Source organism: Stenotrophomonas sp. Marseille-Q5258 (assembly GCF_946900935.1).
In the GTDB taxonomy this organism is placed as follows: Bacteria; Pseudomonadota; Gammaproteobacteria; order Xanthomonadales; family Xanthomonadaceae; genus Stenotrophomonas; species Stenotrophomonas nematodicola.
Map to the genome: position 1 here is coordinate 70,604 of NZ_CAMPPN010000015.1, position 24,901 is coordinate 95,504.

Annotated in this window: 26 protein-coding genes and 1 tRNA gene; 4 read left to right on the plus strand and 23 right to left on the minus strand. The window is 68.1% G+C overall.

Going from position 1 to position 24,901, the window contains the following annotated elements; translation table 11 throughout:
• Positions 1-35: 35 nt before the first annotated feature.
• Both OC534_RS11595 and OC534_RS11600 read right to left on the minus strand, forming a co-directional pair.
• Positions 36-284, minus strand: a complete 249-nt coding sequence (locus tag OC534_RS11595) for a hypothetical protein (RefSeq protein ID WP_017357003.1) — start codon at positions 282-284, stop codon at positions 36-38.
• Positions 285-352: 68 nt separating this feature from the next.
• Entirely contained in the window at positions 353-823 is a 471-nt protein-coding gene (locus OC534_RS11600) for a PA2169 family four-helix-bundle protein (RefSeq protein WP_165699780.1), read from the minus strand.
• A gap of 160 nt (positions 824-983) precedes the next feature.
• Between OC534_RS11600 and OC534_RS11605 the strand changes: the two genes are divergently transcribed.
• Positions 984-2,462 (plus strand): S41 family peptidase, encoded by a 1,479-nt coding sequence (locus OC534_RS11605; RefSeq protein WP_153164676.1) that lies wholly within the window; start codon positions 984-986, stop codon positions 2,460-2,462.
• A gap of 73 nt (positions 2,463-2,535) precedes the next feature.
• Here OC534_RS11605 and OC534_RS11610 read toward each other — a convergent pair whose 3' ends face one another.
• From OC534_RS11610 to aspS, 20 genes are all read right to left on the minus strand, one after another.
• Positions 2,536-3,180, minus strand: coding sequence for a DUF922 domain-containing protein (locus OC534_RS11610; RefSeq protein ID WP_153164677.1), 645 nt, complete (start codon positions 3,178-3,180; stop codon positions 2,536-2,538).
• Positions 3,181-3,291: 111 nt separating this feature from the next.
• Positions 3,292-3,367, minus strand: a tRNA-Lys gene (locus OC534_RS11615).
• Positions 3,368-3,442: 75 nt separating this feature from the next.
• A complete protein-coding gene (queC, locus tag OC534_RS11620; protein WP_017357007.1) occupies positions 3,443-4,108 on the minus strand; it encodes a 7-cyano-7-deazaguanine synthase QueC in 666 nt (221 codons plus the stop codon).
• A gap of 91 nt (positions 4,109-4,199) precedes the next feature.
• Positions 4,200-4,898, minus strand: a complete 699-nt coding sequence (gene queE, locus OC534_RS11625; RefSeq protein ID WP_136003038.1) for a 7-carboxy-7-deazaguanine synthase QueE — start codon at positions 4,896-4,898, stop codon at positions 4,200-4,202.
• 121 nt (positions 4,899-5,019) lie between these two features.
• Positions 5,020-5,823 carry a tol-pal system protein YbgF gene (gene ybgF / locus OC534_RS11630; RefSeq protein WP_136003037.1) on the minus strand — a complete coding sequence of 268 codons (804 nt, stop codon included), beginning with the start codon at positions 5,821-5,823 and terminating at the stop codon, positions 5,020-5,022.
• 3 nt (positions 5,824-5,826) lie between these two features.
• Positions 5,827-6,345, minus strand: coding sequence for a peptidoglycan-associated lipoprotein Pal (gene pal / locus OC534_RS11635; protein WP_017357010.1), 519 nt, complete (start codon positions 6,343-6,345; stop codon positions 5,827-5,829).
• A gap of 63 nt (positions 6,346-6,408) precedes the next feature.
• Positions 6,409-7,728, minus strand: a complete 1,320-nt coding sequence (tolB, locus tag OC534_RS11640) for a Tol-Pal system beta propeller repeat protein TolB (protein ID WP_017357011.1) — start codon at positions 7,726-7,728, stop codon at positions 6,409-6,411.
• Positions 7,729-7,871: 143 nt separating this feature from the next.
• Complete coding sequence (tolA, locus tag OC534_RS11645) at positions 7,872-8,930, minus strand: cell envelope integrity protein TolA (RefSeq protein WP_136003036.1); 1,059 nt, start codon at positions 8,928-8,930, stop codon at positions 7,872-7,874.
• A complete protein-coding gene (tolR, locus tag OC534_RS11650; protein WP_017354679.1) occupies positions 8,920-9,348 on the minus strand; it encodes a protein TolR in 429 nt (142 codons plus the stop codon). The genes tolA and tolR overlap by 11 nt, the downstream gene beginning before the upstream one ends.
• Before the next feature lie 24 nt (positions 9,349-9,372).
• Positions 9,373-10,152, minus strand: a complete 780-nt coding sequence (gene tolQ / locus OC534_RS11655) for a protein TolQ (protein WP_017354678.1) — start codon at positions 10,150-10,152, stop codon at positions 9,373-9,375.
• 10 nt (positions 10,153-10,162) lie between these two features.
• Entirely contained in the window at positions 10,163-10,594 is a 432-nt protein-coding gene (gene ybgC / locus OC534_RS11660) for a tol-pal system-associated acyl-CoA thioesterase (protein ID WP_017354677.1), read from the minus strand.
• Entirely contained in the window at positions 10,584-11,624 is a 1,041-nt protein-coding gene (ruvB, locus tag OC534_RS11665) for a Holliday junction branch migration DNA helicase RuvB (protein ID WP_136003035.1), read from the minus strand. The genes ybgC and ruvB overlap by 11 nt, the downstream gene beginning before the upstream one ends.
• Positions 11,625-11,735: 111 nt before the next feature.
• Positions 11,736-13,577: a potassium transporter Kup gene (locus tag OC534_RS11670; protein ID WP_243746376.1), complete on the minus strand. Its 1,842-nt coding sequence runs from the start codon at positions 13,575-13,577 to the stop codon at positions 11,736-11,738.
• Between the two features lie 130 nt (positions 13,578-13,707).
• Positions 13,708-14,298 (minus strand): Holliday junction branch migration protein RuvA, encoded by a 591-nt coding sequence (ruvA, locus tag OC534_RS11675; protein WP_262071825.1) that lies wholly within the window; start codon positions 14,296-14,298, stop codon positions 13,708-13,710.
• 10 nt (positions 14,299-14,308) lie between these two features.
• The gene (gene ruvC / locus OC534_RS11680; RefSeq protein WP_017354673.1) at positions 14,309-14,830 is read right to left on the minus strand and encodes a crossover junction endodeoxyribonuclease RuvC; all 522 of its coding nucleotides are present in this window, start codon (positions 14,828-14,830) and stop codon (positions 14,309-14,311) included.
• A 129-nt stretch (positions 14,831-14,959) separates the two neighbouring features.
• The gene (locus OC534_RS11685; RefSeq protein ID WP_017354672.1) at positions 14,960-15,691 is read right to left on the minus strand and encodes a YebC/PmpR family DNA-binding transcriptional regulator; all 732 of its coding nucleotides are present in this window, start codon (positions 15,689-15,691) and stop codon (positions 14,960-14,962) included.
• Positions 15,692-15,785: 94 nt separating this feature from the next.
• Positions 15,786-16,418, minus strand: a complete 633-nt coding sequence (locus OC534_RS11690) for an alpha/beta fold hydrolase (RefSeq protein WP_017354671.1) — start codon at positions 16,416-16,418, stop codon at positions 15,786-15,788.
• Between the two features lie 123 nt (positions 16,419-16,541).
• Positions 16,542-17,066 (minus strand): GNAT family N-acetyltransferase, encoded by a 525-nt coding sequence (locus OC534_RS11695; protein ID WP_153164681.1) that lies wholly within the window; start codon positions 17,064-17,066, stop codon positions 16,542-16,544.
• 22 nt (positions 17,067-17,088) lie between these two features.
• Positions 17,089-17,433, minus strand: a complete 345-nt coding sequence (locus OC534_RS11700; protein WP_153164682.1) for a DNA primase — start codon at positions 17,431-17,433, stop codon at positions 17,089-17,091.
• A 243-nt stretch (positions 17,434-17,676) separates the two neighbouring features.
• Positions 17,677-19,428, minus strand: a complete 1,752-nt coding sequence (aspS, locus tag OC534_RS11705; protein WP_136003032.1) for an aspartate--tRNA ligase — start codon at positions 19,426-19,428, stop codon at positions 17,677-17,679.
• 171 nt (positions 19,429-19,599) lie between these two features.
• On the opposite strand from aspS, the gene OC534_RS11710 reads away from it, so the two are divergent.
• Positions 19,600-20,538 carry a DUF3011 domain-containing protein gene (locus OC534_RS11710; protein ID WP_017354667.1) on the plus strand — a complete coding sequence of 313 codons (939 nt, stop codon included), beginning with the start codon at positions 19,600-19,602 and terminating at the stop codon, positions 20,536-20,538.
• A gap of 25 nt (positions 20,539-20,563) precedes the next feature.
• Here OC534_RS11710 and OC534_RS11715 read toward each other — a convergent pair whose 3' ends face one another.
• The gene (locus tag OC534_RS11715) at positions 20,564-21,190 is read right to left on the minus strand and encodes a hypothetical protein (protein WP_017354666.1); all 627 of its coding nucleotides are present in this window, start codon (positions 21,188-21,190) and stop codon (positions 20,564-20,566) included.
• 124 nt (positions 21,191-21,314) lie between these two features.
• On the opposite strand from OC534_RS11715, the gene OC534_RS11720 reads away from it, so the two are divergent.
• Both OC534_RS11720 and ggpS read left to right on the plus strand, forming a co-directional pair.
• On the plus strand, positions 21,315-22,580 hold the full coding sequence (locus tag OC534_RS11720) for an MFS transporter (protein WP_136003030.1): 1,266 nt from the start codon (positions 21,315-21,317) through the stop codon (positions 22,578-22,580).
• The gene (ggpS, locus tag OC534_RS11725) at positions 22,577-24,874 is read left to right on the plus strand and encodes a glucosylglycerol-phosphate synthase (RefSeq protein WP_017354664.1); all 2,298 of its coding nucleotides are present in this window, start codon (positions 22,577-22,579) and stop codon (positions 24,872-24,874) included. The genes OC534_RS11720 and ggpS overlap by 4 nt, the downstream gene beginning before the upstream one ends.
• Positions 24,875-24,901: the final 27 nt, after the last annotated feature.

Consider the following 24,901-nt stretch of genomic DNA (forward strand, 5'->3'; position numbering starts at 1 on the left):
CTCACGGGTGTAAGGGGTTGCAACGGCGCGGGGACTCAGCTCGATACATGCAGCGTTTCCCAGCGCAATGGCCGGGCGGCCAGGTTGCCTTCCTGTTCCATCGACAACCACGCGCTGCCGGCGACCGACGCGTTGATCACGTCAAGCACGCCGGGTGCCAGGCGGAGGCCATCGCCAACCGCCACCAGCATCGTGCGACGGTGGAACAGTACGCCGTCTTCCAGCAGACACCCCTCGCCCAGACGCAGGCGCCTGCCCGTCGAATCCTTCAGTACGATCATCATTGACCCACTCCGTGGCGGGCACGCCTTGCGTGCCGCTGGTACTGTTGCATGAGAGGTCCGACGCTTCCTCAGGGATCGCGCGCGCGCATGGTGTCCAGCCGCCCGCGCATGTCGTCGTGGCACAGGCGTGTGTCGCGCAGCATCGCGTCCAGCGTCCCGCACGTGTCCTCACCAAGGTCACCGTGGCGTACCGCCGCTTCCATGACCCGGATCAGCCGGGCCTCGCTGGCTTGGCCTTCGCTCAGATACTGGATGCCGGCATCGCCCAGCACCGTACCCAGCCACCCGAAATACCCGCGCACATGGCCGATGATCGTGCCGTGTCGGACTGGCCGGCCGCCTTCCCTGCGTACCAGTCCACTCACGCGGTCCACTACCCTGGCGCTCGACTCCGCCATGCGCATCAGCAGCGCGCTCAGGTCCGGGTCACTGTCCTGCATGTCCGCTACGCCGCGCGCATACAGGTCGTGCCCGTCACGGGCCACGCCGATGATCTGGTTGAGCGCGCGGACGCGCGGGCCGGTGTTGATGGTCTTCATGGCACCGCTCCGTGGGATCGTCGATCCCGACTTCAGGGGTACGGCCTGATCATGCGCGCGGTTGCGGAACGGGGGTGTGAGGGCGCTGTTGTTTGCTAGCATCGTGCAGGTTCCATGCAGACACCGGCGCAACGGCGCGCCGCACCCGCGGAGATCACGGATGACACCACGCACGCTACGGATGGCGCTCACCGGCGCACTGCTCGGGGTGCTGGCAACGGCACCTGTCCACGCCGCCACCGAGGTGGACCGCGCCGCCTGGCGCGCCGATCTGGCCGCGCTGACGCAGACGCTGCAGGACGACTACGCCCACCTGGCCTGGATGGCGTCGCCGCAGAGCGGTGTGGACCTGCCGGCCCTGGCACGTGCCGCCACCCGCGCACTGGACGAGGCGCACGACGATGCCGAAGCGGAACAGGCACTGCGCACGTTCCTGGCCGGTTTCCATGATGGGCATCTGGCCCTGCTCGACCGCCAATCAACCGATGCACCCGGGCCGATGCCCACCGCGGTGGACCCGCGCGCCCTCGACGCGGCCACCGGCTGCGCGGTGCTGGGCGTGATCGAAGAAGGCCGCCAGGACTACAGCCTGCCGCTGCAGACGCTGCCGGCGTACCACGCCGACGGCGGCAGCGCCGACCCGGCCCTGCGCAGCGGCGTGATCACCCTTGCCCACGGAGGCAGCGTCGGCCTGCTGCGCCTGCACGAGTTCGATGCGCTGCGCTATCCCGGCCTGTGCCATCGGCTGTGGCCGCAGCTGCGCCACGCCGATGGGGTGCGCACGATGCGGGCCACGCTGCAGGAGGCCTGGGTCGCGGAGATCGCCGCCACGCTGCGTCGTTTCCGGCAGCAGGCGGTGGACGCGGTGCTGGTGGACGTCGGCACCAACCCCGGTGGCGACGACAGCGGCGATACCCTCGCCCGCCTGTTCACCGATCAGCCGGTGCGCTCGGCCACGTTGCAGATGAGCGCGTCCGGCACCGGCGTCGACTATCTGCAGGAACAGTTCGAGCGACTCGACGACGCGCTGACCCGCCACCACCCCGATGCCCGCGCCCGCCCGATGCTGACGCAGCAGCGCACGGCGTTTGCGGCCGCGCTGCGTGCCGCACAGTCCCCTGCCTGCGACCTGTCGTGGGTCTGGCAGACCCAACAGGACTGGTCGGCGCAGCGCTGCCGGCGCCTGGTCGCGGCAGGGACGTCTGGCGGCCCGCTGGCCGACCCGGCCGTGGATCGGCTCGACGACTTCCTCATCGCCCACCGCCTGGACTGGGCGCAGGACGTGCGTGCGCACCGCGGTGCCTGGCACGGCCCGGTCTATCTGCTGATCGACGGCAAAACCTCGTCCTCGGCGGAGATGTTCGCGGCCCGCTTGCAGGACAACGGCATCGCGCGTGTTGTCGGCACCCGCAGCGGCGGCTACGGCTGCGGGTTCATGAGCGCGGAGTCACCCGCCGAACTGCCCAACAGCCATCTGCGCGTGCGCATTCCCAACTGTGTGCGGCTGCGTGCCGATGGCAGCGACGAGGTCGCCGGCATCGTGCCGGATCTTGCGGTGGGCGCGCGTGCCGGGGAGTCGGCACGCGCCCGTGCGCAACGGGTGCTCGACGTGATCGATCTCGATCTGGCGCGATACTGACGGGATCGCGTTCACGCCGGCTGATCGCGGTGTGACCGGCGGTCGCGTTGAGCGGGAGCTCATCGCGTGTTCTTCAGATCTGCGCGTCCTGCGTGGCGCCATGCCCGGTCGTCGCGTCGTACTCGACATCGCGCGCCTTGAATTCCTGGATCACGGCCTTGCCGATCTCATCCAGCGTGGCGGTCAGTGCCGCGCAGGTGGGACTGCGCTTGACCGCCGCCGTACGACGTTCGATCTCGGCCGCCGCCAGCGCACCGGTCTCCACGTGGCCATCCTCATGCAGGCGCAGCGCGCGGCTGTACCGCTCCCAATCACTGCGCAGCGCCGGTGACACGCGATCCACATCCACCCAGCGCGGCAACTGCATGGTGGTGCTGCGCTGGACGGTGAATCCGGTCAGCCGGCAGCCACCGCGATCGGTGCTGTAGTTGTAGCGCCACTGCAGGTTCCAGCGCACCTGGCCGTGGTGGCGTTCGCCATCGTCATCCACCGGTCCGAGGGTGCGCAGCGACTCGCGCAGTTGCTCGAGCGTGGTTCCCTGCACGTCGTAGTACTCGATCGTCAGCCCGGCGTCCGGCTCTGCCTGCACGGTTGCGATGCCCAGCGCGGCAAGCAGCAGAGCGCCCCCGGCTGCGCGGCGCCACCCGGCCGCGATCCCGCTGCGTGCAGCAGCTGCTCCGTTGGTTGCCGCCGCCGTGGTGTGCGTTCCCTGCATCATGCGCTGTCCCTGCCTTCAATGAAGCAGAAAGAGTGCGTGAAATGCTGGCGGGCCGCAACGTGGCGCAACGAAAAAAGGCGCCCTCGCAGGCGCCTTCGTTCATCGATGCAGTGGTGGGCCGTGATGGATTCGAACCATCGACCAAAAGATTAAAAGTCTTCTGCTCTACCGACTGAGCTAACGGCCCATTGCATGCCCCGACATCGCTGCCGGGGGTGCGCATTCTAACCTATCTTGGCGCGCAGGCGTACCCGTGTGGCGATCAGGCGTAACGGGTGGGATCGGCCACGCCCGCATCGGCGAAGCCCTGCGCGCGCAGGCGGCAGGCATCGCAGTGGCCACAGGCCGCGCCGCTGTCGTCGGCGTTGTAGCAGGACACGGTCAGGCCGAAGTCCACGCCCAGGCGCACGCCTTCACGCACGATGTCGGCCTTGCTCAGGAACTGCAGCGGGGCGTGGACCTGGATGCCCGCCCCTTCCACGCCGGCCTTGGTGGCCAGGTTGGCCAGAGTCTGGAAGGCCGCGATGAATTCGGGGCGGCAGTCCGGGTAGCCGGAGTAGTCCACGGCGTTGACGCCGCAGAAGATGTCGTTGGCGCCCAGCACTTCGGCCCAGCCCAGGGCGACGGACAGCATGATGGTGTTGCGCGCCGGCACGTAGGTGACGGGGATGCCCTCGCCGCCCGCCTCGGGCACGTCGATATCGTCGGTCAGCGCCGAACCGCCGATGCTGCGCAGGTCGACGTTGACGGTCTTGTGGGCGACGGCGCCGAGCGCCGTGGCCACCGCGGCGGCGGCATCGAGTTCGGAGGTGTGGCGCTGGCCGTAGCGCACGCTCAGCGCATGGACGGCGAAACCCTGCTCACGGGCGATGGCGACGACGGCGGCCGAATCCATGCCGCCGGACAGGAGGACAACTGCATTCTTCATGGGGGTGTTTCCGGTAGGTTGCGGGAAAGCCAGCACGCTGTCCCGCGCCGGAATGAATCAGTAAGAGCGGCCGGGCCCGCCCGGCAGCCGGTCATCGCCCGGGCGCGTCGTCCCAGAGGAGCTTGTGAAGCTGCATCTGGAAGCGCACCGGCAGGCGGTCCTCGACGATCCAGTCGGCCAGTTCGCGCGGGCTCAGCTGGCTCTTGCTCGGCGAGAACAGCACCATGCTGCGCTCGTTGAGCCGGTGCCCGGCGACCATGTCGCGTGCCCACTCGTAGTCCTCGCGGCTGCACAGCACGAACTTGATCTGGTCGCGGCGGGTCAGCAGCGGCAGGTTCTCCAGCCGGTTGCGGGCCATTTCACCCGAGCCGGGGGTCTTGAGGTCAACCACGCGCGAGACGCGCGGGTCCACCGCGCTGACGTCCAGCGCACCGGAGGTTTCCAGCGAGACATCCAGGCCGGCATCGCAGAGCTTTTCAAGCAGCACCAGGCAGCGCTTCTGCGCCAGCGGCTCGCCGCCGGTCACGCAGACGTGGTGGACGCCCTGCGCCACCACCTCGGCCACGATCGCATCGATGTCCCACCAGGTGCCGCCGTGGAAGGCGTATGCGGTGTCGCAGTAGGTGCACCTGAGCGGGCAACCGGTCAGCCGGACGAACACGGTCGGCCAGCCGGCAGTATCGGCTTCGCCCTGCAACGAGGTGAAGATCTCGGTGATCTTCAGGCGCGGCAGGGGCGATTGCACGATCTCGCTGGGGAGCGCGGCGGCGGCGGACAGGGATGCGGTCATGAGGTGTTCTGGGACTACGGCTGCGGAAACGACGACGGCCGGGCATGGCCCGGCCCTACAGGTGACGACCGCGCTGGTGGTCGCCCAACAGCCAAGTATACCGGCCTGGGCCGGCGGGGTCTCAGCGGATCTGCTGGCCCAGCCGGATCGACTGCAGGCGGTCCTGCGCGGTGCGCGCGGCATCCGAGCCCGGGTAGGTGCTGACGACCTGCTCCAGGGTGGCCTGGGCGGCGTCGGTTTTGCCTTCGCCATACTGCGACAGGCCGATCTTGAGCATGCCACCGGACGCCTTGTCGTGGGTCGGGTAGCGCGAGACGAGGTCGCGGAACTGCGCCTCGGCCAGCGGGAAATTGCGGGTGGCGTAGTAGCTCTCGCCCAGCCAGTACAAGGCATTGGGGGTATACACGCCGTTGGGGTACAGCTCCAGGAAGCTCAGGAAGAGCTGCGCGGAATCGTCGTACTTGCCAGCCTTGAGGGCGTCGAAGGCGACGTTGTAGGCGGTGCGTTCGTCGCCGCTGGCCGACAGGCTGCCAGGATCGCCGTGCACGGAAGGCGGCCGCTCGGAAGCGGCCGTTGCCGGTTTCGGGGGGGCCACGGGGGCCTTCGCAGCAGGCGCGGCAGGCAGGGCCGGCGGAGTGCCGCCTTCCAGCCGGTTCAGCCGCCCGTCAAGATCCAGATACTGGTCCTGGCTGGTCTGCTTGAGCTGGGCGTTCTCGTGCTGCAACTGCTCCACCTGCGACTGCAGCGCCTGCACCTGCGTGCGGAGCTGATTGAGCTGGTTGAGCATGTCCGTGTTGGACTGGTTGTTGAGCACCTGCTGCTCAAGCGACCCCACGCGGTCGGCCAGACTCTGACGTTGCGCGTAGGCCGGTGCGGCAGCCACGAGGGCTGCCGCAACGATCATCGATATGAATCGAAGGCGCATCTATTACTGAGCGGTGTAGACGATTTCGACGCGACGGTTCTGCGACCAGCAGGACTCGTTGGTCTCGGTGCAGACCGGACGCTCTTCACCGTAGGACACGACGGTCAGCTGCGACGCCGAGCCACCGTTGGCCTGCAGCGCCGAGGAGACGCCATTGCCACGACGCTCGCCCAGGGCCTGGTTGTAGGCACGCGAACCGCGCTCGTCGGCGTGGCCCTGCAGGGTGATGCGCGAGGACGGACGGTCACGCAGGTACTTGGCGTGGCAGGCCATGATGGCCTGGAACTCCGGCTTCAGGCTGTCCTGGTCCAGATCGAAGTACACCACGCGCTGGCGCAGGCAGGAATCGGTATCCAGATCGCCCGGACCGTACAGGCCCGAGGTCGACGGACCGGTCGGCTGGGTGGTCGAGGTGCCGGTATCGACCGGAGCTTCCGGCGCTTCCTTCACCTTCTTGGAGCAACCGGCCAGGACGGCCACGGACAACAGGGAGACAAGCAGAACACGGGTGGACTTGTTCATGGCGATACCTTTGAGGCTCCTAAAGCCGGATGAGGGATGAATACGGCGAATCTTAACACTCTGTTAGCGCTTTGTACGGTATGGCGACCACGACGGCTCGCGGACGTCACCGTCGGCCAGAACCAGCCGCTGGCGCACGCGCGCATCGGCCGACACGGCATACAACACACCTCGGCCACCCTCACGGGCGGCATACAACACCATGCTTGCGTTGGGCGCAAAGCTCGGCGATTCGTCCAGCGACCCCGGCGACAGCGTGCTCCAGCGCGCCGAGCCCAGGCTGCTGTCCATCAGCGCGATCTTGTAGGTATTGCCGCTGCCCTGGGCCACCACCAGCTTCTTGCCGTCGTAGGACAGGCTCGGGGTGGCGTTGTAGTTGCCCTGGAAGGTCACGCGCGAGGCGCTGCCGCCGCTGGCCGGGACCTGGTAGATCTGCGGGCGGCCGCCACGGTCGGAGGTGAAGTAGACGCTGCTGCCATCCGGGCTCCAGGTCGGCTCGGTGTCGATGGCGAAGTGGTTGGTCAACTGGGTCAGCTGCTTGCTGCCCAGGTCCATCACGTAGATTTCCGGGTTGCCGCTGCGCGACAGGGACAGGGCCAGGCGACGCCCGTCCGGGGAGAACGAGGGGGCGCTGTTGATGCCGCGGAAGCTGGTGACCAGTTCACGGGCGCCGGTGGCGATGTTCTGGATGTAGATGGCCGAATTGCCGCGCTCGAAGCTGACATAGGCCAGCCGGCTGCCATCCGGGCTCCAGGTCGGCGAGAGCAGCGGCTCGGCCGAACGCACGATGGTCTGCGGGTTGAAGCCGTCCGAGTCGGCCACCATCAGGGCGTAACGCATGGCATCGCCCTTGCCGCTGGCGGTGACATAGGCGATGCGGGTCCAGAAGGCGCCGCGGACACCGGTGATCTTCTCGTAGATGGCATCGGCCATCTGGTGGGCGACATCGCGCATGGCGGTGCCGCGGGCGGTCATCGCCAGGCCGAGCAGGCGCTCGCCCTTGGGCACGTCATACAGCTCGTACTCGACGCGGTAGGCGCCGGCGCCGGCGTCCATGACGCGGCCGACCACGATGTAGTTCTGCTTCAGCGCGCGCCAGGTGGGGAACTGGATCTCGCTGCCGCGGGTCGGCTTCTCGACGATCTGCGCGTCAGGCAGGGTGCTGAACTGGCCGGAACGGTCCAGGTCGGCGCGGACCACGGCAGCGACATCGGTGGCCGGTGCGGCGGCGGAGCCCTGGTAGGGCATCGGCACCACCGTGATCGGCGTGGCCGAGACACGGCCGCCGATGATGTCGATTTCAAGGCCCTTCTGCTGCGCCAGGGCAGCAAACGGGAGCAACAGGGCCGCGCACGCGACCAGTAAACGAGACATCATCTTCATGGAATGCTCAGTCGGGAAACCACAACGAGGGATAACAGAACCGGGTTGAACGGTTTCGCAATCATGAACCAACCACACGTGAAATCCGAGTGTCGAACCGGGGCGCTCTCACATCGCGTTAACGATACGGGCGCCCCAGGCACTCATTCCGGCCGGAAGTTCAGGGTGAGTTCGCGCGCGAAAACGGTTTCGAAGCCGCGGTAGGGCAACGGCTGGGCGTTCAGCACGGCCGCCTCCAGCGAGCGTTTGGCGCCGTCATCGTACGGGCATGGCGGCACCACGGTCGCCGACATCACCCGGCCACCCGGCAACTGCACGATCGCGATACGGCAGCCCTGCCCCGGCGACACGCTCGGCGGACGGATCCAGGTCTCGGTGACCTTGGCCTGGATGGCGGCGGCGTATTTGGCCCGCAGGTCGTCACTGGTACCACCCGCACCGGCTGCCGGCTGGGCAGCCCCGGTAGCGCCGGCGGTCGAGGCGGCCGCGCTGGCCGCGCGCGCGGCGGTGACCTGGCGCAGCTTCTGCTCGGCCAGCTTGGCTTCCTTCTCGGCCTGCGCACGCTTGGCGCGGATCTCGGCCAGCTTCCTGTCGCGCTCGGCGTCGGCCTTGGCGTCATTGGCCTTCTGCTCCTGCTCGGCCAGCTTCTTCTTCCGGTCGGCCTCTTCCTGCTGCTTTGCCAGCCGCAGCTTCTGCTCGGCCTGCTCCTGCCGCTTGCGTTCGGTCAGGTCGATCTGTTCCTGGCGGCGCTTGGCCTCCTGCTCCTGCCTGGCCTTCTCGGCCGACACCGCCAGGGCGTTGACCGCTTCCTGGTCGATCTTGTCCGGCTGGGCCACGCGCTCCTGGGCCTGTTGCTGCTGCGGGGTCGGCGCGTCCTGCGGACGCGGCTCGGGCAGCGGCTGCGGCGGCGGCACGGTGTCTTCGGGAATGGGCTCGGGCTGGGCAACCGGCTCGGGCAGCGCAGGCAGCGATTCGGAGGCGCGCAGCGCCTGCCGTGCAGCGGAGGCCTCGGCGGCCGACAACTGCAGGCTCGCCTCGATCGCCGGGTCGCCGGCGGCAGCCTCGGTGCTGCGCTGGGGCGACCACAGCCAGGCGGCGATGAACACCAGCGCCAGCAGCAGGTGCACGGCCAACGCCAGCGCGATCGGCAGACCCCACTTTTCCTCGGGCTGGCGCTGCGGTGGCAGGGCTTCAGCGTGCATCGGTCGCCAGACCCACCTTTTCGACATTGGCGCGCTTGATCACGTCCATCGCCGCAACGACCTTTTCATAGGCCACGGCGCGGTCGGCGGCGACGATCACGCGCAGGTTTTTGTCCTGCGCCGACAGGGCGCCGAGGCGCGCCTGCAGTTCGGCCGCCTCCATCACGGCCGGCTCCTTGGCGTCAGGCAGCTTCAGCGTGAGCTGGCCGTCCAGGCGCACCGAGACCACGACCGGGTCCTGCTTGCTCTCCAGGGCCTTGGCCTGGGAGTTGGGCAGGTCCACATCGAAGCTCAGGGTGAGCAGCGGCGCGGTGACCATGAAGATGATGAGCAGCACCAGCATCACGTCGATGTAGGGCACGACGTTGATTTCGGATTTGAGCTTTCGGCGCTTGCGGCGGCCAATGGCAGCGGTCATGGCAGGGTCCTTGGTGCTGGGCGCTTACTCGTCGCCCGCGGTCTGGCGCTGCAGGATCGAGCTGAACTCTTCTGCGAAGGTTTCGAAGCGGACCGACAGGCGCTCCACGCGGGTGGTGAAGCGGTTGTAGGCCCACACTGCCGGGATCGCCACGAACAGGCCGATGGCCGTGGCGAACAGGGCTTCGGAGATGCCCGGCGCGACCGAGGCGATACCGGCCTGCTCGCCACTGTTGATCATGTCGTGCATGGTCACCATGATGCCGAACACCGTACCGACCAGGCCCACGTACGGGGCGGTGGACCCGATGTTGGCGAGCAGCTCCAGGCTGCGCTCCATCTGGTCCACTTCACGGGTGTAGGTGGTCCGCATGGCGCGCTGGGCGCCTTCGAGCTGGGCGCGGCCGTCCAGCCGGCGCTTGTCGCGCAGGCGGGTGAACTCGCGGAAGCCGGCTTCGAAGATGGCCTCCAGACCCCCCACCTTGCGGTTGCGGTCGGTGGCAGCGCTGTACAGCTTGCCCAGGTCAGCACCGGACCAGAAACGGCTTTCGAACTCATCGGCTTCGCGGTTGGCGGCGTTGAACACGCGCGCCTTGCGGAAGATGATCACCCAGCTGATGAACGAGCCGGCCAGCAGCAGCAGCACGATGATCTTCACCGGGATGCTGGCCTTGACCATCAGGTCCAGGTAATTGATGCCACCGCCATGCGCGGCTTGCGCGACGGTCTGCGACGCGGCGCTGGTGACTTCCTGCGGCAGCGCCTCGACCACCGTGGCCTGCAGGGCCAGGAGCATTGCGATCATCCGTTGTTCCTCAGTGTGCGGATTCTGGAAATTCGTGGTGTTTCAGCACCGCATGGAATGCATCGTCCATGCCGCGCGGTTTGAATGTGGTGGCGTCCAGTGCCGCGATCTTCACCTGCGCGGTCAGCAGCGTTTCATCGCCGCGACACACCGCCTGGTGGAACACCAGGCTGGCGCGCTTGCACTGCACCAGCGTGGCGGTCACGGCCAGCGCATCGTCCAGTCGCGCCGGCCTCAGGAAATCCATGCTCATCGAGCGGACCGCGAACACCAGGCCGTGGTCGGTGCGCGTACGCTCCTGCCCAAAGCCCAGTGCCCGCATCCATTCAGTGCGCGCCCTCTCCATGAAGGCGACATAGCGGGCGTGGTAGACCACACCGCCAGCATCGGTATCTTCCCAGTAAATGCGTGTCGGCCAACTGAACCCGGGGCTAACCGACATCAGGCACCTCCGCGAACAGGTCGGCGGGGGGGTTCTTCGGCTTCAGGCCCATGTGCCGGTAAGCCTTGTGCGTGCACATGCGGCCGCGCGCGGTACGGATCAGGAAGCCCTGCTGGATCAGGTAGGGCTCGACCACGTCTTCCAGGGTGCCACGCTCTTCGGACAGGGCCGCTGCCAGCGACTCGATGCCCACCGGACCACCGTCGAAGTAGTCGACCATCGTCCTGAGCAGGCGCCGGTCGAGGTCGTCGAACCCTTCCGGGTCCACTTTCAGCATCTGCATGGCGGCCTGGGCCACGGCCTGGTCGATATGGCCGGCGGCCTTGACCTGGGCGTAGTCGCGCACCCGGCGCAACAGCCGGTTGGCGATGCGCGGGGTGCCGCGCGAACGCCGCGCGATCTCGGCTGCGCCTTCGGCGGTGCAGTCGATGTTGAGGATGGCGGCCGAGCGGCGCACGATCCGGGTCAGTTCCTCGGGCGTGTAGAACTCCAGCCGGTGGACGATGCCGAAGCGGTCGCGCAGCGGCGCGGTCAGCAGGCCGGCCCGCGTGGTGGCCCCGATCAGGGTGAACGGTGGCAGGTCGATCTTGATCGAGCGGGCCGCAGGGCCTTCACCGATCATGATGTCGATCTGGAAATCCTCCATCGCCGGGTACAGCACTTCCTCGACCACGGGCGACAGGCGGTGAATCTCGTCGATGAACAGCACATCGTGCGGCTGCAGGTTGGTCAGCAGCGCCGCCAGATCACCGGCCTTTTCGATCACCGGCCCCGACGTCACCCGCAGCGCCACGCCCAGTTCGTTGGCGATCACGTGGCTCAGGGTGGTCTTGCCCAGCCCGGGCGGGCCGAAGATCAGCACGTGGTCGAGCGCATCGCCACGCCCCTTGGCCGCGTCGATGTAGATCGACAGCTGCTCGCGCACAGGCGCCTGGCCGAGGTAGTCGGCCATGCGCTTGGGGCGGATGCTGGCGTCGGTGGTGTCATCCTCGCGGGTGGCACCGGCACCGATGATGCGGTCGTCAGTCATGGTGCAATTATGCGGCAAAAGGAGCGCGATCCGCGCCCGGGCAATGCCGGCCGCGGGCCGGCTCCTGACCGGGCCGGCACTCCCCGGGGCAGCGGGTTGCGCGCTGCCGCGTCAGATCTCCACCTGGGCGCCCAGTTCGACCAGCCGGTTGCCCGGAATCCGGAAGAACCCGGTCGCGGGCGCTGCGTTGCGATGCATCAGCGCGAACAGCTTGTCGCGCCAGATCGGCATGCCGCGGTTGGCCGTGGCCACGATGGTTTCGCGGCTGGCAAAGAAGGTGGTGTCCATCGGATCGAAGTAGATCCCGCCGTGGTCGCACGAGCGCATCAGCGCCAGCGGCACGTCCGGGGTCTCCATGAAACCGAAGCGCACGTAGATGCGGTAGAACTCGTCACCCACCGACTCGATCTTCAGACGCTGGCCTTCCGGCGCGTACGGCACCGGCAGGGTGACCACGTGCAGGAACACGTTGCGCTCGTGCAGCACCTTGTTGTGCTTGAGGTTGTGCATCAGCGCATGCGGCGCCACCGACGGGTCGGCGGTCAGGAACACGGCCGTGCCCGGCACGCGTACCGGCGGGGCCAGCATCAGCCCGGGCAGGAAGGTGTCGATGCGGATGCCGTCCTTGCGGATCTCATCGCGCAGCAGCTCGCGGCCACGCCGCCAGGTGCGCATCATCGTGAACAGCACGATGCCGAGCACCACCGGGAACCAGGCGCCCTGCAGCAGCTTGGCGCCGTTGGCGATCACAAAGCCGAGGTCGATGATGAAGAACACCGCGCACAGGGGGATGATCCAGTAGCGCGAGGTCGGCCACAGCGCGCGGGCGACCAGCGCCAGCAGCAGCGTATCGATGAGCATCGTGGCCGACACCGAGATGCCGTAGGCCACGGCCAGGTTGGAGGAGCTGCGGAACGCCAGCACCAGGCCGATCACCATCACCGCGATGCCCCAGTTGATGCCCGGGATGTAGATCTGGCCGATGGTGTCGTGCGAGGTATGGGTAATGCGCATGCGCGGGATGTACCCCAGCTGCATGGCCTGGCGCGAGACCGAGAACGCACCGGTGATCACCGACTGCGAGGCGATCACCGCCGCCATCGTGGCCAGGATGATCATCGGGTACAGCGCCCACTCCGGCACGGCCTCGAAGAAGGGGTTTTTCACCGCTTCGGGGTTGTTGAGCACCAGCGCGCCCTGTCCCAGGTAGTTCAGCACCAGGCACGGCAGCACGAAGAAGTACCACGCATGGCGGATCGGCTTGGCGCCGAAGTGCCCCATGTCGGCGTACAGCGCCTCGCCACCGGTCACCGCCAGCACCACCGCGCCGAGGATGAACACCCCATGCCAGCCGTGCTCCATGAAGAAGCGCAGCGCCCACATCGGGTTGAAGGCCTTGAGCACTTCCGGGGAATCGATGATGTTCCAGATGCCGATCGCGGCCAGCGAGATGAACCAGATCGAGGTGATCGGCCCGAACAGTTTGCCGATCCGCGCGGTACCGAAACGCTGCACCCCGAACACGGCAAGCAGCACCACCACGGTGATCGGGACGATGAAGGCATGCAGGCCGGGCGCGGCCACCTCCAGGCCTTCGACCGCACCGAGCACGGAAATGGCCGGGGTGATCACGCCATCGCCGAAGAACAGCGAAGCGCCGAAGATGCCGAGGATGCCCACCACGTAGGCCGAGCGTGAACCGTGGCGCAGGGTGCGCTGGGTCAACGCCATCAGGGCCATGATGCCGCCCTCGCCGTCGTTGTCGGCCCGCATGATGATGGTCACGTACTTGAGCGTGACCACGATATTGAGCGCCCAGAACGCCAGCGACAGCACACCCAGCACGGTGTCATGGTCGCTGTTGAGCCCGTAGTGCGGCGAGAACGCTTCTTTCAGCGTGTACAGCGGGCTGGTGCCGATGTCGCCGAACACCACGCCGATGGCGCCGATCATCAGGGCCAGGCCGCCGGCCGCCGGCGCGTGGCCGTGCGGGGCCTGGCCGTTGCTGTGCTGGGGGGTGGTCGTGGACATGGGGCTCCGGGGCGGACGTCAGGCGTTCAGGATCGGGGAAGCAGGCGGCTGCTCAGCGCAGCGCGGCCTGCAGGGCCTTGCGGATGACCGTGGCGACGTCATCGCCGTCGGCATTGGCGTCGCGCGCCATGCGCGCCGCCTCGGTGGGTTTGTACCCCAGTTGCTGCAGGGCCACGGTGGCTTCGGAGACCGGATCGGTGGCCGGTGCGGCCCCGGCGATCGGCGCCCCGCCCCCGCCGAAGGTGGCGGCGCGGTCGCGCAGCTCGAGCACCATGCGCTCGGCGGTCTTCTTGCCGATGCCCGGGATGCGGGTCAGCGCGGTGATGTCACCGGCCTGCACCATGCGTGCGAACTCGTCCACGCTGACGCCGGAAAGGACCGCCAGCGCGATCCTGGCGCCGATGCCGCTGACCTTCTGCACGTCGCGGAACAGGCGGCGCTCGCCCTCGCGCAGGAATCCGTACAGCGAAACGCTGTCTTCCTTCTGCGCGTAATGGGTGAACAGGGTGACCTCGCGGCCCAGCTCGGGCAGGTCGTAGAAGGTGCTCATCGGGGCTTCCAGCTCAAAGCCGACGCCGTTGACATCCACCAGCAGCCACGGCGGCGCCTTGTAGGCCACGATCCCGCGCAGACGACCAATCATGCAGTGTTCCTCATTTCCGGCTCCAGGCCATGCGTGCATTGACGCCCAGCCGCTGCGCCGTCGCCCGTACATGGGCATGGGTGATGGCCACCGCCAACGCATCGGCGGCGTCGGCCTGCAGCTTGGTTTTCAGGTTGAGCATAAGCCCGACCATGTGTTGGACCTGTTGCTTTTCCGCGCCACCGCGGCCGACCACGGCCAGCTTGATCTCGGTGGCGGCGTATTCGCTGACCGGCAGGTCGCGCATGACCACGGCCGAGATCGCTGCGCCGCGTGCCTGGCCGAGCTTCAGCGCCGAGTCCGGGTTGCGGGCCATGAACACCTTCTCGATGGCGACCTCGTCCGGGCGGTATTCCTCCACCAGGGCGGTCAGCCCGACCACCAGCAGCTTCATCCGCTGCGGGAAGTCGTCGGCGCCCAGCAGCACCAGCGGCAGGTGGTGCACATGCACGACCTTGCCGGTGGCGTCCACATCAATGATGCCCACCCCGGTGCGCTGCGAACCGGGGTCGATGCCGAGAATGCGGGTCATGCGACACGCACACGGCCACCTGCGGCCCGGAACGGACGGCTGCGGCGGCGATAACAGGGAACGGCAGGAGTCATCATGGTCCGCATTGTCCGCTCACCGGTCGCGCAAAGCGACCGGTGAGGCGCACGGTCAGGCGTAGGCGTCCGCGCCGAGATCGGCGTTGGAGAACACGTCCTGCACGTCGTCCAGGTCTTCGAGCATGTCCAGCAGCTTCTTGACCTGCAGGGCGGTGTCGCCCTCGACCTTGATGTCGTTGTCGGCGCGGAAGGTGAGCTCGGCATGGTCCGGGGTGTGCCCGGCCGCCGTCATTGCGTCCTTGACCGCGTGGTAGCTGTCGGCGGCGGTGAGCACGTCGATCGCACCATCTTCGGGATAGACCACGATGTCGTCCGCGCCGGCCTCGATGGCCGCCTCGGTGACGGCCTCTTCATTGGCGCCGGCAGCGAAGTGGAGCACGCCCACGCGCTTGAACATGAAGGACACCGAGCCTTCGGTGCCCATGTTGCCGCCACACTTGCTGAACGCATGGCGGACATCGGCCACGGTACGCACGCGGTTGTCGGTCAGGCAGTCCACGATCACGGCCACGCCACCGGGGGCATAGCCCTCGTAGCGGATCTCCTCGTACTCCACGCCTTCCAGTTCACCGGTGGCCTTCTTGATGGCGCGTTCGATCACGTCCTTGGACATGTTCGAGGCCAGGCCCTTGTCCATCGCCACGCGCAGCCGCGGGTTGTTGTTGGGGTCGCCTCCACCGCCGCGCGCGGCAACGCCGATCTCACGGATGATCTTGGTGAAAATCTTGCCGCGCTTCGCGTCGGACGCGTTTTTGCGGTTCTCGATGGAGGGGCCTCTACCCATGAGTATTTCCGTGCTTGCGTGAGGAACAGGGCGCGGATTCTACCTGATCGCCCGGCGCGACCGTGTTAGTCGCCCCCCGGGGGCCCGCCGGGACTCAGGCCGCGTGGGCGGCGTGGTCGTGGCGGAAGCGGCCATCGCGCAGGAACGCGGCGGTCTGGCGCGCGGCGTCCGGGGAGAACACCAGCCCGCTGTGGCTGGCCGGCACCACGCAATGGTCGGTCAGGCCGGGCAACTGGGTCTCATCCAGTGCCACGGTGCCGTCGGAGGCCTCGCCCATCGCGCCGAGCAGGCTGCCCAGGCCGTGCGGGACCGAGCCGGCGATCAGGCCGACCTGCGCCCTGCCCTCCCAGGCCGGCAGGCCGTCCAGCAGCAGGTCGCTGCTGCGCCCCAGCGCCAGCGACCAGCCGTGATCGGCCAACGACCGGGCGGTACCGCTGCCGCGCAGCGGCGAGCCCAGGCAGACCACCCGCGAAACCGGCAGATCGGGTTGCCGGCGCAGCGCCTCCAGCGCGACCAGCCCACCCAGGCTGTGCCCGACCAGGGACACCGGACCACTGTCGCGGAGCCGCTCCAGCAGTTGCGGCACGGCCACATCCGGGCCGCCGAACACGCTGGCGTAGCCGAAGGTGTCCACGGTGAACCCCCGGGCGCGCAGGCGCCAGGCCAAGGGGCCAACCCAGGCGCGGGCGTTCCAGATGCCGTGCAGCAGTAAAACGGGGGGAGTCATGCACTCAGCCTGGCCATGCGGCCTTGGAACCTGCGGGAGGAAACGCCCCCATTAGACGAAGGGCGGCCGCAACGGCGGGTGAAGCCGGTGCAGCCGGGGCGTCAGCAGGGAATGGGGAGGGGATCAGCGCGCCGGCGTCGGCGGACGCCGCAGGATGAACTCCAGATCACGCACCGTGCCAACCGGGAATTCGTAGGTGCCCACCTTGCTGAAGCCATAGCGGGCGTAGAAGCGCTGGGCGCCGAAGTTCTCCGACCAGACCCCCAGCCACAGCGTGCGCGGTCCGTCGCGTTCGAGCCAGTCCAGCGCCGTTTCCAGCAGCCGGCTGCCCCAGCCGCAGCTCTGCTCGTCCTTGATCAGGTACAGCCGCTTGAGCTCGCCGTCGCCCGGCGCGACCTCCGGGTGCGGCAACCCGCACGGGCCGGCGGCGGCATGCCCCACCGCGACGCCGTCGCGCTCCAGCAGCCACACCGCGTAGTCCGGGTGGGCCAGGATCACGCGCTGGCGTGCAGCCGGATAGGCCTCATCGAGGAAGGCCTGCAGATCCTCGGCCGGGTACAGGGGGCCGAAGGTTTCAACGAAGGTGCGCGTGGCCAGCGCCGACAGGATGTCGGCGTCGGCCTCGGTGGCGCGTCGGATGGCGTACATGACGGGTGCCGGGAGGCAGGCGTTACGCCCGCGCTCCGCCGGTGGCGTCGGCGTCGTCACCTTCCGCGTCGTCCTCTTCCTCTTCCTCTTCGTCTTCGTACTCCTCGTCCTCGTCGCCCTCTTCCTCTTCCTCGTCCTCGAATTCTTCTTCGTCGTCTTCGTCTTCTTCGTAGTCCTCCACGCCGAAGTCCTCGCCATCCCAACGGCCTTCACCGTCGGCGACGAAGGTCAGGGCCATCGCGGCGGGGTTGGTCCCCACGCGCACCAGCCAGCCGCCGAAGACGCGGGCGCGTTCGGTGACCAGGGCGGCGTCGGCGCCCTCATTGCCCAGTTTTTCCCACTCCAGCGAAAATGCGAATTCGGTCATTGCCTGGCTCTCCTGGACGATGATGGATGTGGTGCAGCCGGGCAGAGCCCGGCTCTACGGAACGATGATGGATCTGGTGCAGCCGGGCAGAGCCCGGCTCTACGGAACGATGATGGATCTGGTGCGGCCGGGCAGAGCCCGGCTCTACGGAACGATGATGGATCTGGTGCAGCCGGGCAGAGCCCGGCTCTACGGAACGACGATGGATCTGGTGCAGCCGGGCGCGGCAGCGCCCGGCGCAGGTTACTGCTTTGCCGGGCGGACCTGGACGTGCACTTCGGCCAGCTGCTCGTCCGGGATCGGCGACGGGGCGCCGGTCATCAGGCACTGCGCGCCGGTGGTCTTGGGGAACGGAATCACGTCGCGGATCGATTCGGTACCGGCCATGAGGGCGGCGATACGGTCGATGCCGAAGGCGATGCCACCGTGCGGCGGCGCGCCGAAACGCAGCGCGTCGAGCAGGAAGCCGAACTTGCCCTCGGCCTCTTCGGCACCGATGCCGAGCAGTTCGAACACCGCACTCTGCATGTCCGAGCGGTGGATACGGATCGAACCGCCGCCGATCTCGTTGCCGTTGAGCACCATGTCGTAGCCGCGCGACACGGCCGTCTTCGCATTGGCACGCAGGTCGGCGATATCGTCCACTGCCGGGGCGGTGAAGGGGTGATGCAGGGCGACGTAGCGCTGGGCTTCGTCGTCGTATTCGAACATCGGGAAGTCGGTGACCCACAGCGGCGCCCAACCGGCCGCGACCAGATCGAAGTCCTTGCCGGCCTTCAGGCGCAGCGCGCCCATGAAGTCGGACACCTTGTTGTAGCCACCTGCACCGAAGAACACGATGTCGCCGTTGCCGGCCCCGACGTGCGCGACCAGGGCGGCGAAGGCCTCCTCGCTGAAGAACTTGGCGATCGGCGAGCTGACCTCGCCGTTCTCGGCGATCTTGATGTAGGCCAGGCCCTTGGCGCCGTACTTGGCGGCATGCGCGGCGTACTCGTCGATCTGCTTGCGCGACAGGCTGGCACCGCCCGGGATGCGAAGCGCGGCGACACGGCCGTCGGCATCGTTGGCCGCGGCGGTGAACACCGGGAACTCACTGGTCTTGACCAGCTCGGCGACGTCCACCAGCTCCAGCGCGATGCGCAGGTCCGGCTTGTCCGAGCCATACCGGCGCATCGCCTCGGCCCAGGTCATGCGCGGGAAGCTGGCATCCAGCTCCACGTCGACCACTTCCTTGAAGATGGCGCGGATCATGGTTTCCACGAAATCCTGCACGTCGCGCTCGCGCACGAAGGCGAATTCCATGTCCAGCTGGGTGAACTCCAGCTGGCGGTCGGCACGCAGGGCCTCATCGCGGAAGCAGCGGGCGATCTGGTAGTAGCGGTCGAAGCCGGCCACCATCAGGATCTGCTTGAACAGCTGCGGGCTCTGCGGCAACGCGTAGAACTCGCCCGGATGCATGCGCGCCGGCACCAGGAAGTCGCGCGCGCCCTCGGGGGTGGCCTTGGTCAGGATCGGGGTTTCGATGTCCTGGAAGCCGGTCGCGTCCAGGTGGCGGCGCAGCGCCTGCACCAGCTTGATGCGGGTGCGCTGCATACGCTGCATTTCCGGGCGGCGCAGGTCCAGGTAGCGGTACTTCAGGCGGGTTTCCTCGCCCGGGTTCTCGTGGGCGTGGAACGGCAGCGGCTCGGCCTTGTTGAGGATGGTGATGGCCGTGGCGATCACCTCCACGTTGCCGGTGCGGAGCTTGTCGTTGACCGCATGGCGGGCACGCACCACACCCTCCACCTGCAGCACGTCCTCATAGCCCAGGCTGGCGGCCACGGCGAACACGGCCGCGTTGTCGACTTCCACCGTCACCTGCACGATGCCCTCATGATCGCGCAGATCGATGAAGCACACGCCGCCCTGATTGCGGGCAACGTCGGTCCAGCCGGCAAGGGTAACGGTTTGGCCAATCAGGGTCTCGTCGACCAGGCCACAGAAGTGGGTACGCATGGGGGTAAAGCTCCGCAGGAGAGTGCCGGCACCAAGCTGCGCCGGAAAGCCCGTTATTCTGCGGCCGTCGGCGCGGCGGGGCAAATCGGGCCTCGCCGGCCCGGCATCACGCGTTGTGAACCGGGGGCCTTCCTATAGTCCGCCCACCAACGACCGCAAGGGGATGTCGCCATGAACCGCCGCCTGACCGTCGCCTGCCTGACCGCCGTGCTCGCCCTGGCCGCCCCCGCGGCGCAGGCCCAGATCAGTTCACGTGCCTACGCCCCGGAGAATCTGTCGCAGCTGTCCTCCTCGGACCGCAGCCGGGTCATCAGCCAGGAGTACGCCGACCAGTCCAATGGCCGGCGCATCCCCGATGACCAGCTGCGGTTCTACCTGGCCCAGGTCAATTCGGGCTGGGGTTTCTCGCGGATCAAACAGGATATCGCCACCTCGCTGCGCGGCAGCGGCAATGGTGGGGGCTGGAACGGTGGCGGCGGCAACAACGGGACCGTGCGCTGCGAAAGCCAGGACAACCGCGAGCGGGTCTGCAATACCGGCTGGCGCAGCGCGCGCCTGTCCCGGCAGATCTCCGGCACGACCTGCGTGGAAGGCCGCAACTGGGGCTCGCGCAACGGCACGGTGTGGGTCAGCGGTGGCTGCCGTGCCGAGTTCGTTGAAGGGCGGGGCAACGGCGGCGGCTGGGGCGGCGGCAATGGCAGCGGCGGCACCATCCGCTGCGAAAGCCAGGACAACCGCGAGCGCACCTGCAACACCGGTTGGCGCAATGCGACCTTGGTCCGGCAGATCTCCGGCTCGGCCTGTGTGGAGGGCCAGACCTGGGGCGCGCGCAACGGCAGCGTATGGGTCAACCGCGGCTGCCGGGGGGAGTTTGCCGAGGCCCGTGGCAACAGCGGCGGCGGCTGGGGCGGCGGCGACAGCAACTACAGCGTGACCTGCAGCAGCAACAACAACCGCCAGCAGACCTGCGCCTGGGATGCCCGCCAGGGACGCCCGGCATTGATCCAGCAATTGTCGGGCACCGCCTGTGTGGAAGGCCGCAGCTGGGGCTACAGCAACGGCAGCCTGTGGGTGAACGGCGGGTGCCGGGCGCGCTTCGGCGTCCGCTGACCGACCCCGGGGGCAGCGGCCTGCGTCAGGGGGCGCTGCCCCACGGTGGGGGCGGCAGCGCCACCGGCCTGGCAAGGTCGAAGGCGACCTGGAAGCGGCGGCCGCCGGGCCGGGTCAGCTCATAGATGAAGCGCTGGTCCGGATCGACCTCCATCGCCCAGGTGTTGTGCACGGAGGGCAGCATGTCGGCCTTTCGGAACATCGCCACCGAGTCGGCATCCACCGGGAATTCCTGACGCTGCGCGGTGCCCGGTGGCTTGCTGTCGCCGCCGTAGAGGCTGATCGCATCGGGGCTGCCGTCTGCATGGCGATGATCGTGCTTGAGACGCAGGCCGTGGGAGGTGCGGGTCAGCACCCACGTCCGCGAATGGTCGTCGCCGACATGGAAGGGAATGCGCAGCTCGTGGGCCGGGTCGTCGCACCCGCGCACATGCATGACCAGCCGCTTGCCTTCGAACGGATCGGGTGCATCGGTACGCGGCTCGTTGGCCACGATGCGGCCTTCAAACGCCTTGCCGCAATGGGCGGCCACCGCTGCCATGAAGGCGTCCGACGGCGCCAGCGAGATGTCGTGGGCGAGTGGATCGCGTTCGCCACTACAGGCGGCAAGCCCCAGTGCGGCGGCCAGGGGCACGAGCTTCAGTACGTTCATGGACCCACCCTAACGGCCACGGCCGGGCAGCGCAAACGCCTCCCGCATCGCGAAGGGCTTCATCCCCGCTGTGTTAAGGTCGTGGCGTGACCGGTTCGCCTTCTTCCCCACGAAGGTCGCACGCGTGTTGCGGCTGACCGCCCTGCTCACGGGAGTAGCGCTGCTCCTGACGGGCAGCGGGCTTCTGGGTACCTTGCTGGCGGTGCGCGGCGGGCAGGCCGGCTTTGGTGCCGGCACCCTGGGTCTGGTGATGTCCGGCTATTTCGCCGGGTTCTTCATCGGCACCTTCTTCGCCCCCTCGCTGATCGGCCGCATCGGACATATCCGTGCGTTCGCCTTCTTCGCCGCGCTCGCCGCAATCGCGGTGCTGCTGCATCCCCTGTGGCTCAACCCCTGGGGCTGGGGCGTGCTGCGCATCGCCACCGGCATCGCCCTGGTCGGCCTGTACACCGTGATCGAAAGCTGGCTCAACGCCGAGCCGGATCCGGCCCAACGCAGCCGCGCATTCTCGCTGTACATGGTGGTCAATCTGTCCGCGCTTGCGCTGGGCCAACTGCTGCTGATGCTCGGCGACGCCAGCGCAACGGCCATGTTCATGCTCACCGCGATCCTGGTCTGTGCCGCCGTGCTGCCGGTGACCGCGACCCGCCTGCGCCAGCCGGACGTGCCGGTGATGAGCCGGTTGAGCCTGCGGCGTCTGTACGCGATGGCGCCGGTGGCGACCGTGGCGGCAGGCCTGTCGGGTCTGGCGATGGGTGCGTTCTGGGGGCTGTTGCCGGTGTATGCCGGCGAGGTCGGCCTGGAGGACACTGGCGTGGCTCTGTTCATGCTCGTGGCGATCATCGGCGGCGCGGTGCTGCAGTGGCCGCTGGGCCAGCTCAGCAACGGCCACGACCGGCGCAGCGCGCTGGTGGTGCTGAGCCTGATCGCCGCGGGCATCGCGCTGGTGGCGTCGCTGCCGATGATCCAGCTCCAGACCCACCTGCTGTTCGGCCTGTTCTTCTTCTACGGCGGCCTGGCCTTCGCGCTGTATCCGTCCGCCGTGGCGCACATGCTCGACTACCTGCCGCGCGAGCACCTGCTTGCGGGCTGCTCCAGCCTGCTGCTGGTCCACGGCGTGGGTGCCGCGTTCGGCCCGGCCCTGGCCGGTGCCGGCATGCAGCGCTTCGGCCCGGCCGCGCTGCCGCTGTATTTCGCGGTGGTGCTGCTGGCACTGGCACTGTTCACCACCGCTCGTCTGCTGCGTTTCCAGCGCCTGCGCACCCATCCGGTCGGCTTCCGCCTGATGCTGCGGACCACACCCGGCGCGCTGGAACTGATGCCCGAAACCGACCAGCAGGCCCCCCAGGACACCCCTTACCCCGCCGACTCCGAAAAGGAAGTGCATTGACTGTATCGACACCCACCGTCCCCACCTCACCCCGTACCCTGCCGGCCACGCCGGCCGCGCAACTGATCCTCGCCACCGATCTGGATGGCACCTTCCTCGCCGGCGATGCCGCCGCGCGCCACCGCCTGTACCGGCTGGTCGACCAGCACCCCGGTATCCGCCTGATCTTCATCACCGGCCGCGGGCTCGAAGCGGTGATGCCCCTGCTCTCCGATCCGGCCATCCCGCGCCCGGATGTCGTGGTCTGCGATGTCGGCGCGACCGTGGTCGACGGGCATACGCTGCAGCCGCTGCAGCCCCTGCAATCGATGATCGACGCGCACTGGCCCGGCGAGCAGGTGGTGGCGGCGGCGATGCGCCCGTTCGCCGCGCTGCAGCGCCAGGATGTACCGCAGGAGCGCCGCTGCTCCTACTTCTGCGATCCAGACACGCTGGCGCCGCTGCGCGGACAGATCCAGGCCGCCGCGCAGGCGCTGGGCTGCGATGTGCTCTATTCGGCCGACCGCTATCTGGACATCCTGCCGCCGGACACGGACAAGGGCCGCACGCTGTCCGCGTTGGCGCGCCTGCTCGAACTGCCGCGCGAGCGCATCCTGGTCGCCGGCGACACGCTCAACGATCTTTCCATGTACACCGCCGGTTTCCGCGGCGTGTGCGTCGGCGATTCGGAGCCGGCCCTGACCGCAGCCACGGCTACGCTCGGCCACACCTTCCACGCCGAGGCGCCCGGCTGCGGCGGCATCCTGGAGGCGATCGAACACTTCGGCCTGCTCGCCAGCGATGACCCGTTCCTGCATCCGCCGGCGCAGGCGCGCGCCGATGGCGCCGAACTGGTGATGGTCTACCACCGCCTGCCGTTCGATGAGGTCATGCAGGACGGCGTGCTCGTTCAGCGCCCGCCTCGCTCGCCCAACGGCATCATTCCGTCGCTGCTGAGCTTCTTCGACGGCGGGCAGAAGGGTTCGTGGGTGGCGTGGGGAATCGACGATCCCAAGCGCGGTCCGTTCCAGACCCACCTGGCGGTGGATGCCGAACGCTATCCGACCCTGACCGCCGCGCGCGTGCCGCTGAGCAAGCAGGAAGTGGACATCTTCTACAAGCGCTTCTCCAAGGAAGCGTTCTGGCCGATGCTGCACGTGTTCTGGGAGCGCGCGCGCTTCCGCGAGGACGACTGGCAGGTATTCCTGCAGGTGAACCGCAAGTTCGCCGAATCCACCGCCGCCGAAGCCGCGCACGGCGCCACGGTCTGGATCCACGACTACAACCTGTGGATGGTGCCGGGCACGCTGCGCGAGCTGCGTCCGGACCTGAAGATCGCCTTCTTCCACCACACCTACTTCCCCTCCGCCGACGTCTTCAACGTGGTGCCCTGGCGGCGCGAAATCATCGGCAGCCTGCTCAGCTGCGACTACATCGGCTTCCACATTCCGCGCCAGGTGGAGAATTTCGTGGACGTGGTGCGCGGGGCGATGCCGGCCGAGCGGCTGGCGTGGGAGAGCTGCGCACCGCGCTTTCTGACCTATGGCTGCGCGGTGGGCCTGGACACCATGACCACGCGGTTGCGCGTGGGTGATCGGGAGATCGCGCTGGGCGCGCATCCGGTCGGCACCGATCTGCGCCGCATCCACGCCGTGCTGGCGCGCGGCGACGTGCGCAACGACATCTTCAAGCTGCGCCGCGAGATCGGCGCGCGCAAGCTGGTGCTGTCGGTGGAACGGCTGGACTACACCAAGGGCACGCTGGCCAAACTGGAGGCATTCGAGCGGCTGCTCGAGCAGCATCCGGACCGCTTGGGCAAGGTCACCCTGCTGATGATCTGCGTGCCGGCCGCGCGCGAGATGACGGTGTACCGGACCCTGCAGAACCAGATCGAGCAGGCAGTGGGGCGCATCAACGGGCGCTTCTCGCGGCTGGACTGGACGCCGGTGCGCTTCTTCGCCCAGGCACTGCCGTTCGAGGAGGTGGTGGCGCACTACGCCGCCGCGCAGGTGATGTGGATCACCCCGCTGCGCGACGGACTCAACCTGGTGGCCAAGGAATTCGTCGCCACCCAGGGTATCGAAGGCAGCAGCGGCGTGCTGGTGCTCAGCGAATTCGCCGGCGCCGCCGCCGAGCTGAAGGGCGCGGTGCTGACCAACCCGCATGATCCGGCCGACCTCACCGCCGGGCTGCTGCAGGCATTGTCGATGCCCGATGATGAAGCCACCGGGCGCATGCGACAGCTGTTCGACAGTGTGGAGTACTACGACGTGGACCGCTGGGGACGCGAGTTCCTGGAGGCGGTGCGCGGCTGATACGGCGATGCAGCCGGGCAAGCGTCC

Excerpts from the sequence above, each read along its gene's own strand:
- OC534_RS11595 (WP_017357003.1), bottom strand. The coding sequence starts at position 284 with ATGATGATCGTACTGAAGGATTCGACGGGCAGGCGCCTGCGTCTGGGC.
- OC534_RS11600 (WP_165699780.1), bottom strand. The coding sequence starts at position 823 with ATGAAGACCATCAACACCGGCCCGCGCGTCCGCGCGCTCAACCAGATC.
- OC534_RS11605 (WP_153164676.1), top strand. The coding sequence starts at position 984 with ATGACACCACGCACGCTACGGATGGCGCTCACCGGCGCACTGCTCGGG.
- OC534_RS11610 (WP_153164677.1), bottom strand. The coding sequence starts at position 3,180 with ATGATGCAGGGAACGCACACCACGGCGGCGGCAACCAACGGAGCAGCT.
- queC (WP_017357007.1), bottom strand. The coding sequence starts at position 4,108 with ATGAAGAATGCAGTTGTCCTCCTGTCCGGCGGCATGGATTCGGCCGCC.
- queE (WP_136003038.1), bottom strand. The coding sequence starts at position 4,898 with ATGACCGCATCCCTGTCCGCCGCCGCCGCGCTCCCCAGCGAGATCGTG.
- ybgF (WP_136003037.1), bottom strand. The coding sequence starts at position 5,823 with ATGCGCCTTCGATTCATATCGATGATCGTTGCGGCAGCCCTCGTGGCT.
- pal (WP_017357010.1), bottom strand. The coding sequence starts at position 6,345 with ATGAACAAGTCCACCCGTGTTCTGCTTGTCTCCCTGTTGTCCGTGGCC.
- tolB (WP_017357011.1), bottom strand. The coding sequence starts at position 7,728 with ATGAAGATGATGTCTCGTTTACTGGTCGCGTGCGCGGCCCTGTTGCTC.
- tolA (WP_136003036.1), bottom strand. The coding sequence starts at position 8,930 with ATGCACGCTGAAGCCCTGCCACCGCAGCGCCAGCCCGAGGAAAAGTGG.
- tolR (WP_017354679.1), bottom strand. The coding sequence starts at position 9,348 with ATGACCGCTGCCATTGGCCGCCGCAAGCGCCGAAAGCTCAAATCCGAA.
- tolQ (WP_017354678.1), bottom strand. The coding sequence starts at position 10,152 with ATGATCGCAATGCTCCTGGCCCTGCAGGCCACGGTGGTCGAGGCGCTG.
- ybgC (WP_017354677.1), bottom strand. The coding sequence starts at position 10,594 with ATGTCGGTTAGCCCCGGGTTCAGTTGGCCGACACGCATTTACTGGGAA.
- ruvB (WP_136003035.1), bottom strand. The coding sequence starts at position 11,624 with ATGACTGACGACCGCATCATCGGTGCCGGTGCCACCCGCGAGGATGAC.
- OC534_RS11670 (WP_243746376.1), bottom strand. The coding sequence starts at position 13,577 with ATGATCGGCGCCATCGGCGTGGTGTTCGGCGACATCGGCACCAGCCCG.
- ruvA (WP_262071825.1), bottom strand. The coding sequence starts at position 14,298 with ATGATTGGTCGTCTGCGCGGGATCGTGGCCTACAAGGCGCCGCCGTGG.
- ruvC (WP_017354673.1), bottom strand. The coding sequence starts at position 14,830 with ATGACCCGCATTCTCGGCATCGACCCCGGTTCGCAGCGCACCGGGGTG.
- OC534_RS11685 (WP_017354672.1), bottom strand. The coding sequence starts at position 15,691 with ATGGGTAGAGGCCCCTCCATCGAGAACCGCAAAAACGCGTCCGACGCG.
- OC534_RS11690 (WP_017354671.1), bottom strand. The coding sequence starts at position 16,418 with ATGACTCCCCCCGTTTTACTGCTGCACGGCATCTGGAACGCCCGCGCC.
- OC534_RS11695 (WP_153164681.1), bottom strand. The coding sequence starts at position 17,066 with ATGTACGCCATCCGACGCGCCACCGAGGCCGACGCCGACATCCTGTCG.
- OC534_RS11700 (WP_153164682.1), bottom strand. The coding sequence starts at position 17,433 with ATGACCGAATTCGCATTTTCGCTGGAGTGGGAAAAACTGGGCAATGAG.
- aspS (WP_136003032.1), bottom strand. The coding sequence starts at position 19,428 with ATGCGTACCCACTTCTGTGGCCTGGTCGACGAGACCCTGATTGGCCAA.
- OC534_RS11710 (WP_017354667.1), top strand. The coding sequence starts at position 19,600 with ATGAACCGCCGCCTGACCGTCGCCTGCCTGACCGCCGTGCTCGCCCTG.
- OC534_RS11715 (WP_017354666.1), bottom strand. The coding sequence starts at position 21,190 with ATGAACGTACTGAAGCTCGTGCCCCTGGCCGCCGCACTGGGGCTTGCC.